We start from the raw sequence: 13,742 nt of genomic DNA on the forward strand, positions 1-13,742 counted from the left end.
GTGCGGCGCCGGCCGCCGGGCGCTACGCTTCATCCCCATGTGTGGCCGAGTCACCGTCCGGACCTCCCCCGCGCAGCTCGTCGCCGAGCTGGAGCTCGCGGGCGCGCGCGCGACGCTGGAGCGCGAGCGTTTCAACCTCTGTCCCACGCAGCTGTTGCCCGTGGTGCCCAACGACGGCGCCCGGCTGCTGGACGTGTTCCGCTGGGGGCTCATCCCGTCCTGGGCGAAGGAAGCGTCCATCGGGAACAAGCTCATCAACGCGCGCGGTGAGACGGTGGCGGAGAAGCCCAGCTTCCGCTCGGCGCTGAAGCGCAGGCGGTGCCTGGTGGTGGTGGACGGCTGGTACGAGTGGAAGCAGTCCACGAAGCCCAAGACGCCGTACTTCTTCCACCACCGCGACGGGAAGCCGCTGGCGCTGGCGGGCCTCTGGGAGGAGTGGACGGCGCCGGACACGGGCGAGGTGCTGCGCACCTGCACCATCATCACCACGAGCCCCAACGCGTTGATGGCGCCCATCCACGACCGGATGCCCGTCATCCTGTCGCCGGAAGGTCAGGCCGTGTGGCTGCGCCCGGAGCCGCAGGAGGCTTCCGTCCTGCTGCCGCTGCTCGTCCCCGCGACGGACGCGCCGCTGGACGTCCACGAGGTGGCGCGCGGGGTGAACTCGCCCGCCAACGACAGCCCGGAGTGCGTGGCCCGCGTCGCGGCCTGAGCCGCGCTTTCTATTCTCCCGTGGGCGCGCAGTAGGGCGCCACCGCCTCCTTGAACAGCTCCATGTGCAGGGGCTTCTGCAAGGTCCCGACGACGCCGGCCATGTGCTCCGTCTGGAAGCTGGCGGTGAGCACGAAGACGGGCAGCCCACACAGCGTCGCGTCGTCGTTCATCCGGCGGAGGAAGCCGTGTCCGTCCATCACCGGCATCATCAAATCCAGCAGGACGATGCAGGGCTTTCGGCAGGACGCCAGCGCCAGTAATCCCTCCTCACCATTGGTCGCCGTCAGCACGGAGTAGCCTTCGAATTCGAGGTAACGGGCCATCACTTCCAGCTCCGGCTCGTCATCGATGAGGAGGATCAAGGGCGGGGTTGTCGCGTCGGGCACGGCTCTCTCTTCCGTGTGGTCAAAGGAAAGCTAGGTCGCCCGAACACCGCACTGCCCAGGGCCCACCATTGATTCCGGGCCGGCGGTTCCATCCACGGCCAGTGAGGCAGGGGGCTGGCTGGCCGTCTGCCCTGAAACAGTGGCGCGGCGGCCCGGGACACTTCCTGGGTGCTCTGGAAAAAGCCCTCTAGGATTCGCGTCATGACGTCCTCCGACAGGGTCGCGCCAGGCAGGCGCCGGCGCATCGCCGTGGCTTCCCTGACGGGGCTCGCTGTACTGGCCGGTGCCGGCCTGCTGGCAGCGGAGGCGTGGTTCCAGGGGAGGTTCGAAACCCCGCTGCGTCTGCACCGCGAAGCGCTGGCCGCGAACGTGGACGCCTACTGCGCCGAAGAGGCCATGCTGGGCGCCGACCCCTGGTTCCACGAAGGCCGGACGGAAGGGGACGCGGGCCTGCTGCTCAACGCCTGGCTGCCCTGGTCGCGCGACCTGAAGCGGCCCCCTCCGGAAGGCTCGCCGCTCGTCCTTCCCGAGTCGCTTCGCGAAGAGGCCCTGGACCTGAAGCAGGGCCGGTGGCTCACCACGAAGGTCGACGTGTCCCGCCTGGACTTCGACTGGATGGTCCGGCTGCTGGCCTATGACCGGTGGGACCTGTTCAACGGCAGCCCGCTGAGCGCCGAGGGCCGCTTCAACTGGGCCGCCGGTGAGGTCCCCGACCTCTTCCTCCTCCAGCGCTGGGCGAAGTTCCGCATGCTCCATGGCCTGAGGACCGGCCACCCGCTGGAGGCCGCGCAGCAGGTGCGCCACCTGGCGTGGCTGAGCCTGCGCACGGACTCGCTCGTGGGCGGCTCGCTCGCCGTCAACCTGCTCGACATCGAGCGGCTCGCGCACGACGCCATGCCTTCGCCCCCGGCGGACTGGACGCCCATGCCCGCCGAGCAGACGGCCCGGATGAACGCCCTGCTCCAAGCGGCTCCCCAGTTCGCGGGACTCGCCGCGCCCCCGGACGTGGCCCGGAAGGCCCGCGGCTGCGCGACGGAGGCGAACCGGTGCATCGGCTTGACGGAGACCGCCTTCCACGCGCGGCTGCTGGAGTCCTTCGCGGCCCCCTCCCTGGAAGAGGCCACCGCCGCGCTCGACCGCGACCTGGCGGACGCCGGCTGCCCCACGCTCGCAGCGCATGAGGTGCGCACGCGAGGTGTGACGTTGGAGGACCCTGCATCAGAAATGTCCTCCCTGGCCTCCTCCGTGGCATGGATCCCCTGGACCCCCGGCCAATGGGCCCGCTCACGCATCGCCCGGGGCGTCCTCGCCAGCACCCTGGGTGACCTCACGCCGCTGCATGGAAACAGACCGAAACATCCCGCCCCCCTGCATGGCCAGGCAGGCCTTCCAACCCCCTGAATCGCCGTCCCGGGAGCACCGGGAAAAGGCCTGCGCCTGCCCACCTCCACGGTTTTCCGTGGATGACATGGAACTGGCGCCTCGACTGACCTACAGTTCTTGAACGGAGGGGGAAGTTTGCCCGAACTGCCACCCAGCGCGTATCCGGCCTTGTTCGAGCACACGCGTGACGGCGTGCTCGTCCTGGACCCGACCCTGCGGGTCGTGGCCGTGAACCGCGCCGCGGAGGCGCTGCTGGGCCCTCGCGACCTGTGGGTGGGGCGGTCCGTGGAGGGCGTGCTGCCGGGTTGGACGCCCCCCCAGGTCTCTTCTCCGGGTGACGCTGCCCTGGAAACAGAGCTCCCGGTGGGCCCGGTGCGCTCCGTGCGGGTGCAGGCGGTGCCGCAGGACGGCGGCTGGCTGCTGCTGCTGAGGGGCCTGGACGCGGCCCTGGCGGCCGAGTCCATCCTCCGGCAGCAGAAGGAGTTCTTCGAGGCGGTGGTGCGCCACAGCCCGGTGGCCATCGTCACCATCAGCCGCGCCTTCGAGGTGCTGTCCTGGAACCCCGCCGCGGAGCGGCTCTTCGGGTATGCGCCGCAGGAGGCGCTGGGCCGCAACATCCTCAAGCTCGTGGCCAACGTGGACGACATCCGTCCGCAGGCCGAGGAGACGTCGCGCGAGGTGCTGAGCAAGGACCGCGTGCACGTCGTCACCAAGCGCGTGCGCAAGGACGGCACGGTGGTGGACGTGGAGCTGCGCGCCATGCCGGTGACGGTGGCGGGCCAGTCCATGGGCTTCATCGCCATCTACCATGACGTCACCGACCTCCAGCGGGCGCGCCAGTCCGCCGAGGACGCCAACCAGGCCAAGAGCCTGTTCCTGGCCACCGTGAGCCACGAAATCCGCACGCCGATGAACGCCATCATCGGCATGGCGGGGCTGCTGATGGACACGGCGCTCACGCCCGAGCAGCGCGACTTCGCGTCCACCATCCGCCAGAGCGGGGACGCGCTGTTGGGGCTGCTCAACGACATGCTGGACTTCTCCAAGATCGAAGCCGGCCGGGTCGAACTGGAGCAGCAGCCCTTCAACCTGCGCCAGTGCGTGGAGTCCGTGTTGGATCTGCTCGCCATGCGCGCGAGCGAGAAGTCCCTGGACCTGGGCTACCACGTCACGGACGAGACGCCCGTCAGCGTGGTGGGCGACGGCGCGCGCCTGCGGCAGGTGCTGCTCAACCTGGTGGGTAACGCGGTGAAGTTCACCGAGCGCGGCGGGGTGTCCATCTCCGTGGACACGCCGCGCCAGCCGCTCGCGCCGGGCGGCCTCTTCGAATTGCACTTCTCGGTGCAGGACACCGGCCTGGGCATCACCGAGGCCGCGCGCGCGGGCCTCTTCCAGCCCTTCAACCAGCTGGACGAATCCGTGTCGCGCCGCTTCGGAGGCACGGGGCTGGGGCTGGCCATCAGCAAGCGGCTGGTGGAGGCGATGGGCGGGCGGCTGTGGATGGAGAGCGAGGGCGTGCCGGGCAAGGGCGCCACGTTCCACTTCACCTTCCAGGCGCGCGAGGCCCCGCGCGGCGCGGAGGCCCTGCGTCCGGACGCGCTGAAGCTGCACGGCCGGCGCGTGCTGGTGGTGGACGACAACGCCATCAACCGCAAGCTGCTGGGCCGCCAGCTGGCCGCGTGGGGCATGGCCATCGTGGAGGTGGGCTCCGGCGCGGAGGCGCTGTCCAAGCTGGAGTCCGGGGCCCGCTTCGACCTGGCCATCCTGGACCACCGCATGCCGCTGATGGACGGCCCCACGCTGGCGGCGCACATCCGCCAGCAGCGCGACGCGCGCGAGCTGCCCCTGCTGCTGCTCACCTCGTTTGATCAGCGCGACGCGCAGCCGCCCGGCCTCTTCACGGCGGTGCTGCCCCGGCCGGTGAAGGCGTCGCAGCTGCATGACGCGCTGATGACGTGCCTGGCCCAGGACCTCATCTCCGCCCGGCCCATGCCCGTCACGCCCGCGCCCGCCACGCGCGAGCGCTCCGTGTTCAACTCGCGCCCCGGCGAGCAGATGCCGCTGCGCATCCTGCTGGTGGAGGACAACCCCACCAACCAGAAGCTGGCGCTGCTGGTGCTGGACCGGCTGGGCTACCCGGCGGACACCGCGAACAACGGCCGCGAGGGGCTGAACCTCCTGGCGCGAAAGCGCTACGACGTCGTGCTGATGGACGTGCAGATGCCGGAGCTGGACGGCCTGGCGACGACGCGCCAGCTGCGCAGGGACATGCCCCTCAGCGAACAGCCGTGGGTCATCGCCATGACGGCCAACGCGATGACGGCGGACCGCCGCGAGTGCCTGGAGGCGGGCATGGACGACTTCCTCAGCAAGCCCATCCGCGTGGAGGAGCTCATCTCCGCGCTGCGCCGCGCCTGGGAGCGCCTGCAGCGCGAGCCCGGGGCCGCCCCCTCCACCCGTGCACCCGCGGGCCCGCGCATGGGCGCCCCGCGCATCCGGGGCCTGGAGTCGGGCGCCTTGGAGCGGCTGTGGCAGTCCCTGGACGGGCAGGTGGAGCGGATGCTCCCGGAGCTCGTGGACACCGCGTTGGAGAGCATGCCCCGGCTGATGGAGGACGCGCGGGGTGCGCTCGCGCGCGGCGAGCTGGAGAACCTGGCGCGCGCCGCGCACACCCTCAAGTCCAACGCGGCCTACTTCGGCGCGGCCATGCTGGAGTCGCTGTGCTGGGACATCGAGCAGCGCGCGGACGCCCGGGTGCTGGACGGGATGGAGCCGCTCGTCGCCCACTGCCAGAAGGCGCTGGACGAAAGCCGCCAGCTCCTGGATCAGCTCAAGGGCACCGTGGTGTCCAGGCCCAAGGCCTGACGCCTTCTAGGCCTGTTGGGGCGCGTTGGGGTCGCTGATGGTGAGCGGCTGCCGCTGGCCATCCTTCGCGACGAGGCTCGCGGTGAGGGAGAAGTCCGGCCCCATGCGCAACTCCAGCGTGGTGGGGCCCGGGTGGGCCACGCGCCAGTCCGGCTCGATGCGCACGGTGCCCAGGAGCTCGCGCTCCACGGTGGTGCGGTCCAGCGCTTCAAACAGCGCCACCGGCACGGGGCCCGGCCAGGGCGGCAGCTCCAGGTCCACGGAGCGAGTGCCGGGCACGGGCGTGTTGGCGGGGAGCACCTCGTGCTGGCCGCCGCCGGGCACCATGGCGCCAATGGGCATGGGCACCACGTCCGACAGGCCGCTGATGCCGCGCGCCAGGTTGCGCCCCAGGATGGCCGCGCCCACGGCCACGCCCAATTCCGGGTGCACTTCTTTTTCCGACGACAGCTTCTTGAAGTGGGCCAGGCGCTTGCGGATGGCGGGCATGCGCGTCTGGCCGCCCACCATCACCAGCTCGTCGATGGCGTCCGGCTTCAGGCCCGCCTTCTCCAGCACGTCGTCGCACGCGGCGGCGGTGCGCTCGATGAGCTGGAACACCATGGCCTCCATCCGCTCGCGGGTGAGCGTGACGTTGAAGTCCACGAAGGCGCCGTCCTTCTGCGTGATGCAGGGGATGCGGATGGGGACGGACGCGCCGCTGGAGAGCGCCATCTTCGCGGACTCGGCGGCGAACACCAGGCGCTGCATCACGACCTTGTTGCCGCGCAGGTCGATGCCGTGCTGCTTCTGGAAGTCGTCCACCAGCGCTTCCACGATGGCTTCATCGAAGTTGGCGCCGCCCAGGAACGCGTCGCCGCCGGTGGCCAGCACCTTCACCACGCGGTTCTGCACGGACATGAGGGTGACGTCGAAGGTGCCGCCGCCCAGGTCGAACACCATCACCGTCTGCTCGGGGTTGCGCAGGTTGGCGTAGTAGAGCGCCGCGGCGGTGGGCTCGTTGACGATGGCGCGCACGCGCAGGCCCGCCTTCTCCGCGGCGCGGCGGATGGCCTCCCGCTGGCGGATGGTGGCGTGCGCGGGCACGGTGAGCACGCACTCCTTGAACGGGGCCCCGGCCGCGTGCGTGGCCAGCGTGTTGAGGTGCTTGAGGATGAAGTGCGCCACGTCGATGAGCGGCGTCACCTTCCCGTACACCTCCACGGCGGTGTAACCGTCCGGGCCCTCCACCAGCTCGAAGGCGAAGCGGTTGCGGTGGCGCGCCACGTACTCGGACTGGAAGCGGCGGCCCAGGAAGCGCTTGGCGCCGAAGATGGTGTGGCGCGGGTCGTCGATGATCTGCCGCCGCGCCGCGGGGCCGACGATGGCCTTGTCGCCCGCGTGGAACCACGCGATGGAGGGCAGCGTGAGGCTCTTGTCCGCGATGGGCACCACGCGCAGCTTGTTCGCCTTGTCGAAGAAGGCCGCCGCGGTGTTGGTGGTCCCGAAGTCAATGCCGAGGATGGGGGCGGCGCTCGTGCTCATGTGGGGCCTCCATCCTCGCACGTCCCGCCGCGCCGGGGCACCCGGCACGGCATGGACCCGGGGGCAGGGCCACTACGAGTGTTCCAGGACGACGCCCTCCACCACCTGGGCCACCTCCACGCACCGGTCCAGGGCGGTCTCCAGCAGATCGTAGACCCCCTTCCACTTCATGACGGTGAAGGGCGGCAGGTCGCCGCGGTAGAGGCGACCCAGGCCCGTGCCCAGCACCGCGTCCGCTTGGCCGCGCAGCCGCCGGAGCGCTTCACACCCCGTGAGGATGCGTTCGGGCTGCTTGATGGCGCGCAGGCACGTCACCACGTCGCGGACCTGTTCGGCGCACAGCACGAGCAGCCGGGCCAGCTCCGTGGCCTCTGGCAGGCACTCCGGTAGTTCGTACGCGTGCAGGCGGGAGGCGGCCGCGTGCGCAAGGTCCAGCACCTCGTTGATGCGGGACACGAGCGCGTGGATGTGGATGCGCTCGAAGGGCGTGATGAACTCGCGGTGGAGCCGGGTGAAGGCGGCCTTCGCCACCGCGTCGCCCCGGTGCTCCACGGCCTGGAGCGCCCGGACCCGGTTGCCCACGTCCCGGTAGTCGCTGAGGAGCGCGTGCAACATGCGCGTGCCCTCCAGCGTGGTGGTGCACTGCGCGTCGAAGTCGTCGAAGAAGCCGTCCGACCTTGGCATCAGTCGCTGCAACATGGGGACTCCAGGCGCGGGTGGGGAGATGGGGGGCTACTCGGGGTCGATGGAGGCGGAGCGCACGCCGGGCAGCGTGCCGCGCAGCTTCTCCAAGAGGAGGAAGGTGTCGGTGCGCTCCGGCACGGCCAGCTCCACCACGGCGGTGCCGCCCGGGGTGGCGTTGGCCTGCTCCAGGGTGAGCACGCGCGAGTCGGGGTGCAGCTGGCGCAAGGGAGGCAGGGCGGCGCCCAGGTCCTCCACGTCCAGGGAGAGCTTCAGCCGCTGCGGGTGGCGCTGGAGGGTGGAGTCCAGCGCGAGCAGCACGGCGCCGAAGAACAGCGTGGCGCACACGGCGATGGGGAAGGCGCCCAGGCCGCAGGCCATGCCCACGCCAATCATCACGAACATCACCGCCGCGTCGCGCGAGTCCTTGATGCCGGAGCGGAAGCGGATGAAGCCGCCCAGGCCCACCAGCCCGAAGGCGCGCGACATGCTGTCGCCAATCACCGTGCTCATCACCGCCCCGGCGATGGCGATGAGCAACTGCGTGTGCATGGTCTCCTGCGCCATCACCGGCGCGCGAGGCATCCACCGGCGCCAGGGCCGGAAGGCCAGGAGCGACCCCAGCACCAGCGCGAAGCCCAGCCGCTCCAGCACATCCAGGAGCGGCAACCCGTGCACGGACGCCTGCGCGCCCGCGGTGAAGACCTCATGCGACGCCATGGCGATGCTCCTCTTCCATCTGCGAGGCCGTCCGCGCCGCCTGGCGCAGGAGGGCGAAGTCGTGGGGGTGTCGTTCCAGCAATTCCAGCGTGAGGGCCTGGCCCCGCGCCGTCGTGGCGAGCAGGCCCAGGCTCTTCACGGTGGCGGAGGGCCACGTGTCCGCGAGCACCGTGCGCAGCCTCCACGCGGCGGGCACGTCCATGTCGGTGAGCGAGTCCAGCACCTCCTCGCACGTCACGCCGAAGGTCTCGCGCAGCTTCCACGCGGCGGGCACGTCCAGTCCGGTGAGCGAGCCGATGACCGCCTTGGGCGCGCGCGCCGCGTGTTGTTCACGCAGGGCCCAGGCGCGAGGGCTGTCCAGTCCCTCCAGCGAGCGCAGCACGGCGTCTGGTGCCACGGCCATCGCGCGCTCGCGCCACTCCCAGGCCCGCTCGCTGTCCACGCCCCGGAGTGAGCGGCACAGCGCGCGCGCCACGCCCTCGTCCGCGAAGGCCGCGTCGCCGCCGCGAGAGGACAGCCACCGCCAGCGCTCGTCCCAGGCCCGGGCGCTGTCCAGGCCGGAGAGCGACACCATCACCGGCTCCGGCGCGAAGCGTGCCAGCCGGTCGCGCATGAGCCAGGCGCGCTCGGAGTCCAGGCCCGTGAGCGACGTGGCCACGGCCTCCGGTGCGCGGGTCTCCCACCGCTCTCGCAGGTGCCAGGCCTCGGGTGCATCGCTGGCGGCGTCGGTGAGGGACGCGAGCACCTGTTCGGGCGCGGCGGCCTCCAGGCGGTGGCGCCACTCCCAGGCCTCGGGGTGGGTGAGGCCGGCGAGTCCGTGCGCGATGAGCTCCGGGCACCGCTCCGCCAGCAGCGCGCGGCGCGCCTCGACGTCCTGGCCCTCCATGCCCGCGAGGAACCACGCGGCGAGGCCCGGCTCGTCCACGGTCCAGCCGTCCAGCCGGGAGAGGAACCGGCCGCGCGCCTCCGGCAGCGAGCGCACGGGGGCGGTGGGGCGCGTCAGGCCCGGGGAGTGGAGCGGCGCCTCACCGCGGCGCACGCGCAGCACGTCCTCCACCAGCCGCGTCACCTGCTCGTCCAGGGGGACGTCGGTGTTCTCGATGATGCTCCAGCGTTCCGGGCTCGCGGCGGCCAGGGCGCGGTAGCCGGCGCGCAGGCGGGCCTGGAGTCCGGCGCCGGTGAGCCCCTTTCGCGACGGCGTGGAGCGGTCCTTCGCCAGCAGCTTGGATGCGCGGCGGCGGGCGCGGGCGATGGCGGGGTCCACGTCGATGAGGAAGACGCGGTCCGGCTGGAGGCCGCGCTGGCAGGTGTCCAGCACGGACCGCACCTCCGCCTCTGTCATGCCGCGGCCGAAGCGGGCCAGGACCTCGGCGGTGTAGAGGAAGCGGTCGGCGATGACGACGTCGTGCTCCGCCAGCGCCGGCCGCGTCACCTCCTCCAGCAGCTGCGCCTCGCGCGCCGCGTACAGCAGCAGCTCCGCCACGGGGGTGAGCGCCAGGTGCAGCGGGTCGCGCGTGAAGCGCCGCAGCCCCTCCGACACGGGCGAGGCCAGCCGGCCGTCCTCGCGCACGTGGCGCACGGTGAGCCCGGCCCGGCGCAGCTCGCGCGCCACGCGGTTGGACAGCGTCGTCTTGCCCGACCCGTCGATTCCCTCGAACACGATGAACATCAGAAGGAGACCTCCATCTGCAGCAGCACGGCCTTGCGCGAGGCCAGGTTGTCCTCCAGGGACGTGACGACGGCGGGCACGGCGTCGCCGGCCTCGCGCACCTCCGCCTGCGCCTGGAGGCGCCAGTGGCGGAACTGGCCGACGTTCAGGCCCGCGGCGCCCTCCCACACCAGGTCCTGGTGGAGCGTGCGGTCGGGGTCCAGCGCGGACAGCATCACGAAGGGCTCCACGAACAGCGCGCCCCGCGCCCCGCCGCCGATTCGCCAGCCGGTCAGCGCCCGCGCGGTGAGGAAGGGGCCCTCCAGGCCGGTGAGCAGCTCGGTGCGGCCCACCAGCACCTCGCCCCAGGTGCGCAGCGCGCCGCGTCCCACGGGCAGCTCGTGCTGGACGTCCAGCCCCGCCGTCCAACCCGTGTGCGAGCCTCCGTCGATGGAGCCCGCGGGCTGGAGGAGCGCGGACGCGCCCAGCTCCACGGTGCCCAGCGTGAGCGTGCCGCGGAAGGCGGGCACCACGCCCAGGCCCTTGGATAGGTCCACCTTTCCGGTGTCATTGCCCGTCTGCCACACGCCCGCGCGCAGCTTCAGGTCCACCGCGCAGTCCTTGCACTTCCACTCCAACTGGGCGCCGGGCCTGCGGCCGGTGAGCACCAGCGCGTCGCGCAGCACGTCCCGCAGGAGGCCCCGGCGCGCGAGCGGCAGCGACCGGGACGACTCCAACTCGATGAGCGAAAGGGGGACCTTGAACTGGCCCGCCCGGATGGCGAAGCCGTGGGGCAGGTCCAGCCACGCGTAGGCGTCCTTGAGGCCGTCCTGCACGTCGAACTCGACCACCGCCTTGAGCTTCTTCTTGAAGCGGTAGGTGGCCTCCAGCCGCGTCGCCGGCAATGACAGCCGTCCGGACCAGACCTTGTCCGGGCGCGAGTCCACCGTCTCCCGCACCGACAGCCGGCCGCCCACTTCGATGACGCCGGCGCCCGCCGGAAAACTCATGGTGGGCGGCGGTACGTCCGAGCCCGTGACGTCGTCCGGCGGAGGCGGCAAGGGTTCGGCGGCGGGAGGTGGCTCCGGCAGCGACGGCGCGGAGGGCGTGGCGGATGCGTCGCCAGGAGCGGCGGGCGTCGTGCCCGTCGGAGGGGCCGCGCCGGCCTCTTGCGCGTTCGCGGATGCGCAGAGCAACAGTGAGGTCAGCAGCAGCCCGCGCGCGGGCATGGCACGGCCAGAAGGGGGGTGGAGAATCGGTGGCACGGGAGGGGGATTCCTTCGGGGGGATTCACTTCGTGGGACGCGCGTCCTCCAGGAGCGCGCGCATGCCCTGCTCGAACTTCGAGGCGGCTGTCTCATGCGACGACAGCCCCCACAGCGCTTCCTCCAGCCAGGAGGGAGCATCGCGCTTCCACTTCACCTCCACGACCGTCGCGGGCGGCGCCCGGCCCACGAGCCGCGTGGGGACCGCGAGCGCGCCGTCCGAGGACGTGTCCGGCGGCCGCGCGAACACCAGGCCTTCATCCAGCGTGATGCGCACGTCGCAGGACACCGTGGCCAGCGTGGTGCGCCGGTACCATGCGGTAACCCAAGGGCGCACCGGCGTGAGGCTCGCCTGTCGCAGCAGCCGCGCGGCGGCGCCGTCCACCGGCAGGGGCTGGCCGTTGAGCACCTCGCGGGCTTCCGCTTCCGTGATGGGCAGCCGGACCTTGGTGCGCCGCTCGCCGTGGTTGCGCTTCAGCTCCAGGAAGCGCTTCCCGGTCAGCACCGGCGCCTCCGCGAGGTGGGCCGCGCCCGCGTACTCCCGCAGACGCAGCCGCTCCGCCTGGCCCGAATGACAGGTGCCCAGGAAGTCCAGGCCGTCGGTGTCCAGGTAGGTCGTGCGCGTGTAGGCCACGGGCAGGCCCGGATCGTAGAGGTGGCGGGACGTCCAGCACTGGACGGAGCCCAGGAAGGACGCCAGCGCCTCGCGCGACGGTTGGAAGCGCCGCTCCCGGTCCTGCTCCGCGCAAGGCGCGGGCCTGTCCTCGTCCTGCACCCGGGCCGTCGCGGTCATGGGCTCGTACCGAAGATCGCGTGCACCTCGGCCTGCCGCTTCGTCGCGAAGTCCACCAGTCCGTTGGCCCCGGTGAGCGCGTCCTGGAACGCCTGCGGGCTGCTCAGGAACGTGAAGCCCGCCTGCTCCGCGTTCTCACCCACCACCCACGGGGTGATGAGCGCGTGCTCCTCGCGGAAGCGCGCCTCCAGCGGGCCGGGGGCGAGCAGGCCATCCACCGCCTCCAGTGCGTACTTCTCGTAGACGGGCCGGTAGACGGGGTCGTCCATCAGGTAGCGGATGAGCGGCCAGGTCGCGTCCACCGACTCCTGCGACAGCGACGTGGCGCGCATGCCGTCCTGGAACGACCGGTCATGGTCCCACGTCACCCAGTGCAGCCGGCCGTTCTCTCCGGGGTGCGAGTACAGGAGGTAGTTGTGGGCCATGCCGCCGTACGCATCCCAGTTCTCGATGACGGTGTTGTAGGCCAGCCACTTGAGGAAGCCGTCCACGTCCAGCGTGGCCTCCAGCCGCGAGCGCCACGCGACGGAGTCCGCGCGGTCCGAGTTGAGCTGCGTGATGAGCGCCTGCACGCTGCCCCAGCCCGCCTTCTCCGCCGCCTTGTTGTCCGGCTCGAAGGAGGCCTCGTCGAAGCTCTGGAGCCGCGCGCCGGTGCCGTCCGCCTCGTAGAGCGGGCCGCTGTCGTCACCGAAGGAGCGCGCGAGCAGCGGATCGCCGGGGTCCTCCGCCAGCGTGTAGAGCCCCCAGTACCGGGGCCCATCGCCATGGTCCAGGTAGACGGCGGCGAAGGCGGTGTAGCTGGCCGGGACGCCCGCCTCGCGGAACAGGTCCGTGGCCACCTTGTTGCGGATGAGCGACGCGTCCGCCACCGCGTTGGACAGCGACAGCTTGCCGAAGCCGTAGAAGTGCTGGCCCTCGATCTCCGGGTGCTCGTCCTCGAACTTGTCGAAGTTGAAGCGCAGCGGCATCTTGCCCACGCCGCTGCTCCACGCCTGGGACAGCGACGAGTTTCCCTTGTAGCGAAGCCCCACGTAGTTCCACGCCTTGCCCTCGAACTTCACCGTCGCGGGCACGTACACCGGCGTGTTGGGGATGAGGTCGCCACCGCCACCGCCCGGAAACCCGCCACCGTCGGGAGTCCCGCCGGGGCCGCCGGGGCCGCCACCGCCCATCGTCGGCAGGCACGCGAGCGCGCCGCCCATGGGGGACGTGCCGCAGGTGCTGGTGAAGGTGTTGCCATTGAAGGTCGCGGTGCAGGCCTCACCGGACTGCTTGCCCACGCAGGCCGCCTCGAACTCCGCGGGGAAGCCGCCGCCCCCTCCCGGGAACCCGCCGCCGTCGGGAGCCCCACCGGGCCCGCCAATTCCACCTCCCGCGCCGAACTCGCCGAGCATGGACGTCATGTCGTCCTGCATCGCCGTCCAGTTCTCCGGCGTGACGACGATGTCCAGGCGCTGCACCTTCCCCTGGGGGAAGACGACGTCATAGGCCGGTGGAGCGTTCTTCCCGTGCGAGGCGTCGGTCCAGGTGTCGGGGCGGTCGGTGCCACAGGCTCCGAGGGCGAACGCCAATAACGCGAAGGCGCCGGACAGGCGCGGACGAGGCAAGGCCATGGGGGTCCCTTTTCGGGTGTGGGGGAGCACGGCCACGGTGGAGAGGGGGCTCCGCCGTGGCACTGCGATTCCGGACCTTGAAGGGACGACGTGACTTCTTCGTTACACGGCTGTGACGGATTGTTTCCGGGAAGGTGACTTGTGTTCCGG

The 13,742-nt window shown here is 71.5% G+C and carries 11 protein-coding genes; 3 read left to right on the forward strand and 8 right to left on the reverse strand.

Annotated features, from left to right (window positions below):
- The first annotated feature begins 37 nt into the window (after positions 1–37).
- Positions 38–712 (forward strand): SOS response-associated peptidase, encoded by a 675-nt coding sequence (locus D7X99_RS19935; protein WP_121779161.1) that lies wholly within the window; start codon positions 38–40, stop codon positions 710–712.
- Between the two features lie 10 nt (positions 713–722).
- Here D7X99_RS19935 and D7X99_RS19940 read toward each other — a convergent pair whose 3' ends face one another.
- Entirely contained in the window at positions 723–1,100 is a 378-nt protein-coding gene (locus tag D7X99_RS19940; protein ID WP_233613547.1) for a two-component system response regulator, read from the reverse strand.
- A gap of 201 nt (positions 1,101–1,301) precedes the next feature.
- On the opposite strand from D7X99_RS19940, the gene D7X99_RS19945 reads away from it, so the two are divergent.
- Together D7X99_RS19945 and D7X99_RS19950 are read left to right on the forward strand one after the other, a co-directional pair.
- A complete protein-coding gene (locus D7X99_RS19945; RefSeq protein ID WP_121779162.1) occupies positions 1,302–2,501 on the forward strand; it encodes a hypothetical protein in 1,200 nt (399 codons plus the stop codon).
- A gap of 117 nt (positions 2,502–2,618) precedes the next feature.
- On the forward strand, positions 2,619–5,348 hold the full coding sequence (locus D7X99_RS19950) for a response regulator (RefSeq protein WP_121779163.1): 2,730 nt from the start codon (positions 2,619–2,621) through the stop codon (positions 5,346–5,348).
- A 6-nt stretch (positions 5,349–5,354) separates the two neighbouring features.
- Here the strand turns inward: D7X99_RS19950 and D7X99_RS19955 are convergent, their stop codons facing one another.
- The 7 genes from D7X99_RS19955 to D7X99_RS19985 form a co-directional block, all read right to left on the reverse strand.
- Positions 5,355–6,872, reverse strand: coding sequence for an Hsp70 family protein (locus D7X99_RS19955; RefSeq protein ID WP_121779164.1), 1,518 nt, complete (start codon positions 6,870–6,872; stop codon positions 5,355–5,357).
- Positions 6,873–6,944: 72 nt separating this feature from the next.
- Positions 6,945–7,571 carry a DUF47 domain-containing protein gene (locus D7X99_RS19960; RefSeq protein WP_121779165.1) on the reverse strand — a complete coding sequence of 209 codons (627 nt, stop codon included), beginning with the start codon at positions 7,569–7,571 and terminating at the stop codon, positions 6,945–6,947.
- Between the two features lie 33 nt (positions 7,572–7,604).
- The gene (locus tag D7X99_RS19965) at positions 7,605–8,273 is read right to left on the reverse strand and encodes a DUF4956 domain-containing protein (protein ID WP_121779166.1); all 669 of its coding nucleotides are present in this window, start codon (positions 8,271–8,273) and stop codon (positions 7,605–7,607) included.
- On the reverse strand, positions 8,260–9,942 hold the full coding sequence (tmk, locus tag D7X99_RS44510) for a dTMP kinase (RefSeq protein WP_121779167.1): 1,683 nt from the start codon (positions 9,940–9,942) through the stop codon (positions 8,260–8,262). Before tmk ends, D7X99_RS19965 begins: the two co-directional genes overlap by 14 nt.
- Positions 9,942–11,150: a porin gene (locus D7X99_RS19975; RefSeq protein ID WP_158627038.1), complete on the reverse strand. Its 1,209-nt coding sequence runs from the start codon at positions 11,148–11,150 to the stop codon at positions 9,942–9,944. The genes tmk and D7X99_RS19975 overlap by 1 nt, the downstream gene beginning before the upstream one ends.
- Before the next feature lie 61 nt (positions 11,151–11,211).
- Entirely contained in the window at positions 11,212–11,979 is a 768-nt protein-coding gene (locus D7X99_RS19980) for a VTC domain-containing protein (protein ID WP_121779169.1), read from the reverse strand.
- Positions 11,976–13,592, reverse strand: a complete 1,617-nt coding sequence (locus D7X99_RS19985; RefSeq protein WP_121779170.1) for a CotH kinase family protein — start codon at positions 13,590–13,592, stop codon at positions 11,976–11,978. Before D7X99_RS19985 ends, D7X99_RS19980 begins: the two co-directional genes overlap by 4 nt.
- Positions 13,593–13,742: the final 150 nt, after the last annotated feature.

Source organism: Corallococcus sp. AB032C, assembly GCF_003668935.1.
Lineage (GTDB): Bacteria > Myxococcota > Myxococcia > Myxococcales > Myxococcaceae > Corallococcus > Corallococcus exiguus.

Coding starts and splice junctions, on each gene's coding strand:
- D7X99_RS19980 (WP_121779169.1), bottom strand. CDS start 11,979: ATGACCGCGACGGCCCGGGTGCAGGACGAGGACAGGCCCGCGCCTTGC.
- D7X99_RS19975 (WP_158627038.1), bottom strand. CDS start 11,150: ATGCCCGCGCGCGGGCTGCTGCTGACCTCACTGTTGCTCTGCGCATCC.
- tmk (WP_121779167.1), bottom strand. CDS start 9,942: ATGTTCATCGTGTTCGAGGGAATCGACGGGTCGGGCAAGACGACGCTG.
- D7X99_RS19965 (WP_121779166.1), bottom strand. CDS start 8,273: ATGGCGTCGCATGAGGTCTTCACCGCGGGCGCGCAGGCGTCCGTGCAC.
- D7X99_RS19935 (WP_121779161.1), top strand. CDS start 38: ATGTGTGGCCGAGTCACCGTCCGGACCTCCCCCGCGCAGCTCGTCGCC.
- D7X99_RS19985 (WP_121779170.1), bottom strand. CDS start 13,592: ATGGCCTTGCCTCGTCCGCGCCTGTCCGGCGCCTTCGCGTTATTGGCG.
- D7X99_RS19955 (WP_121779164.1), bottom strand. CDS start 6,872: ATGAGCACGAGCGCCGCCCCCATCCTCGGCATTGACTTCGGGACCACC.
- D7X99_RS19960 (WP_121779165.1), bottom strand. CDS start 7,571: ATGTTGCAGCGACTGATGCCAAGGTCGGACGGCTTCTTCGACGACTTC.
- D7X99_RS19945 (WP_121779162.1), top strand. CDS start 1,302: ATGACGTCCTCCGACAGGGTCGCGCCAGGCAGGCGCCGGCGCATCGCC.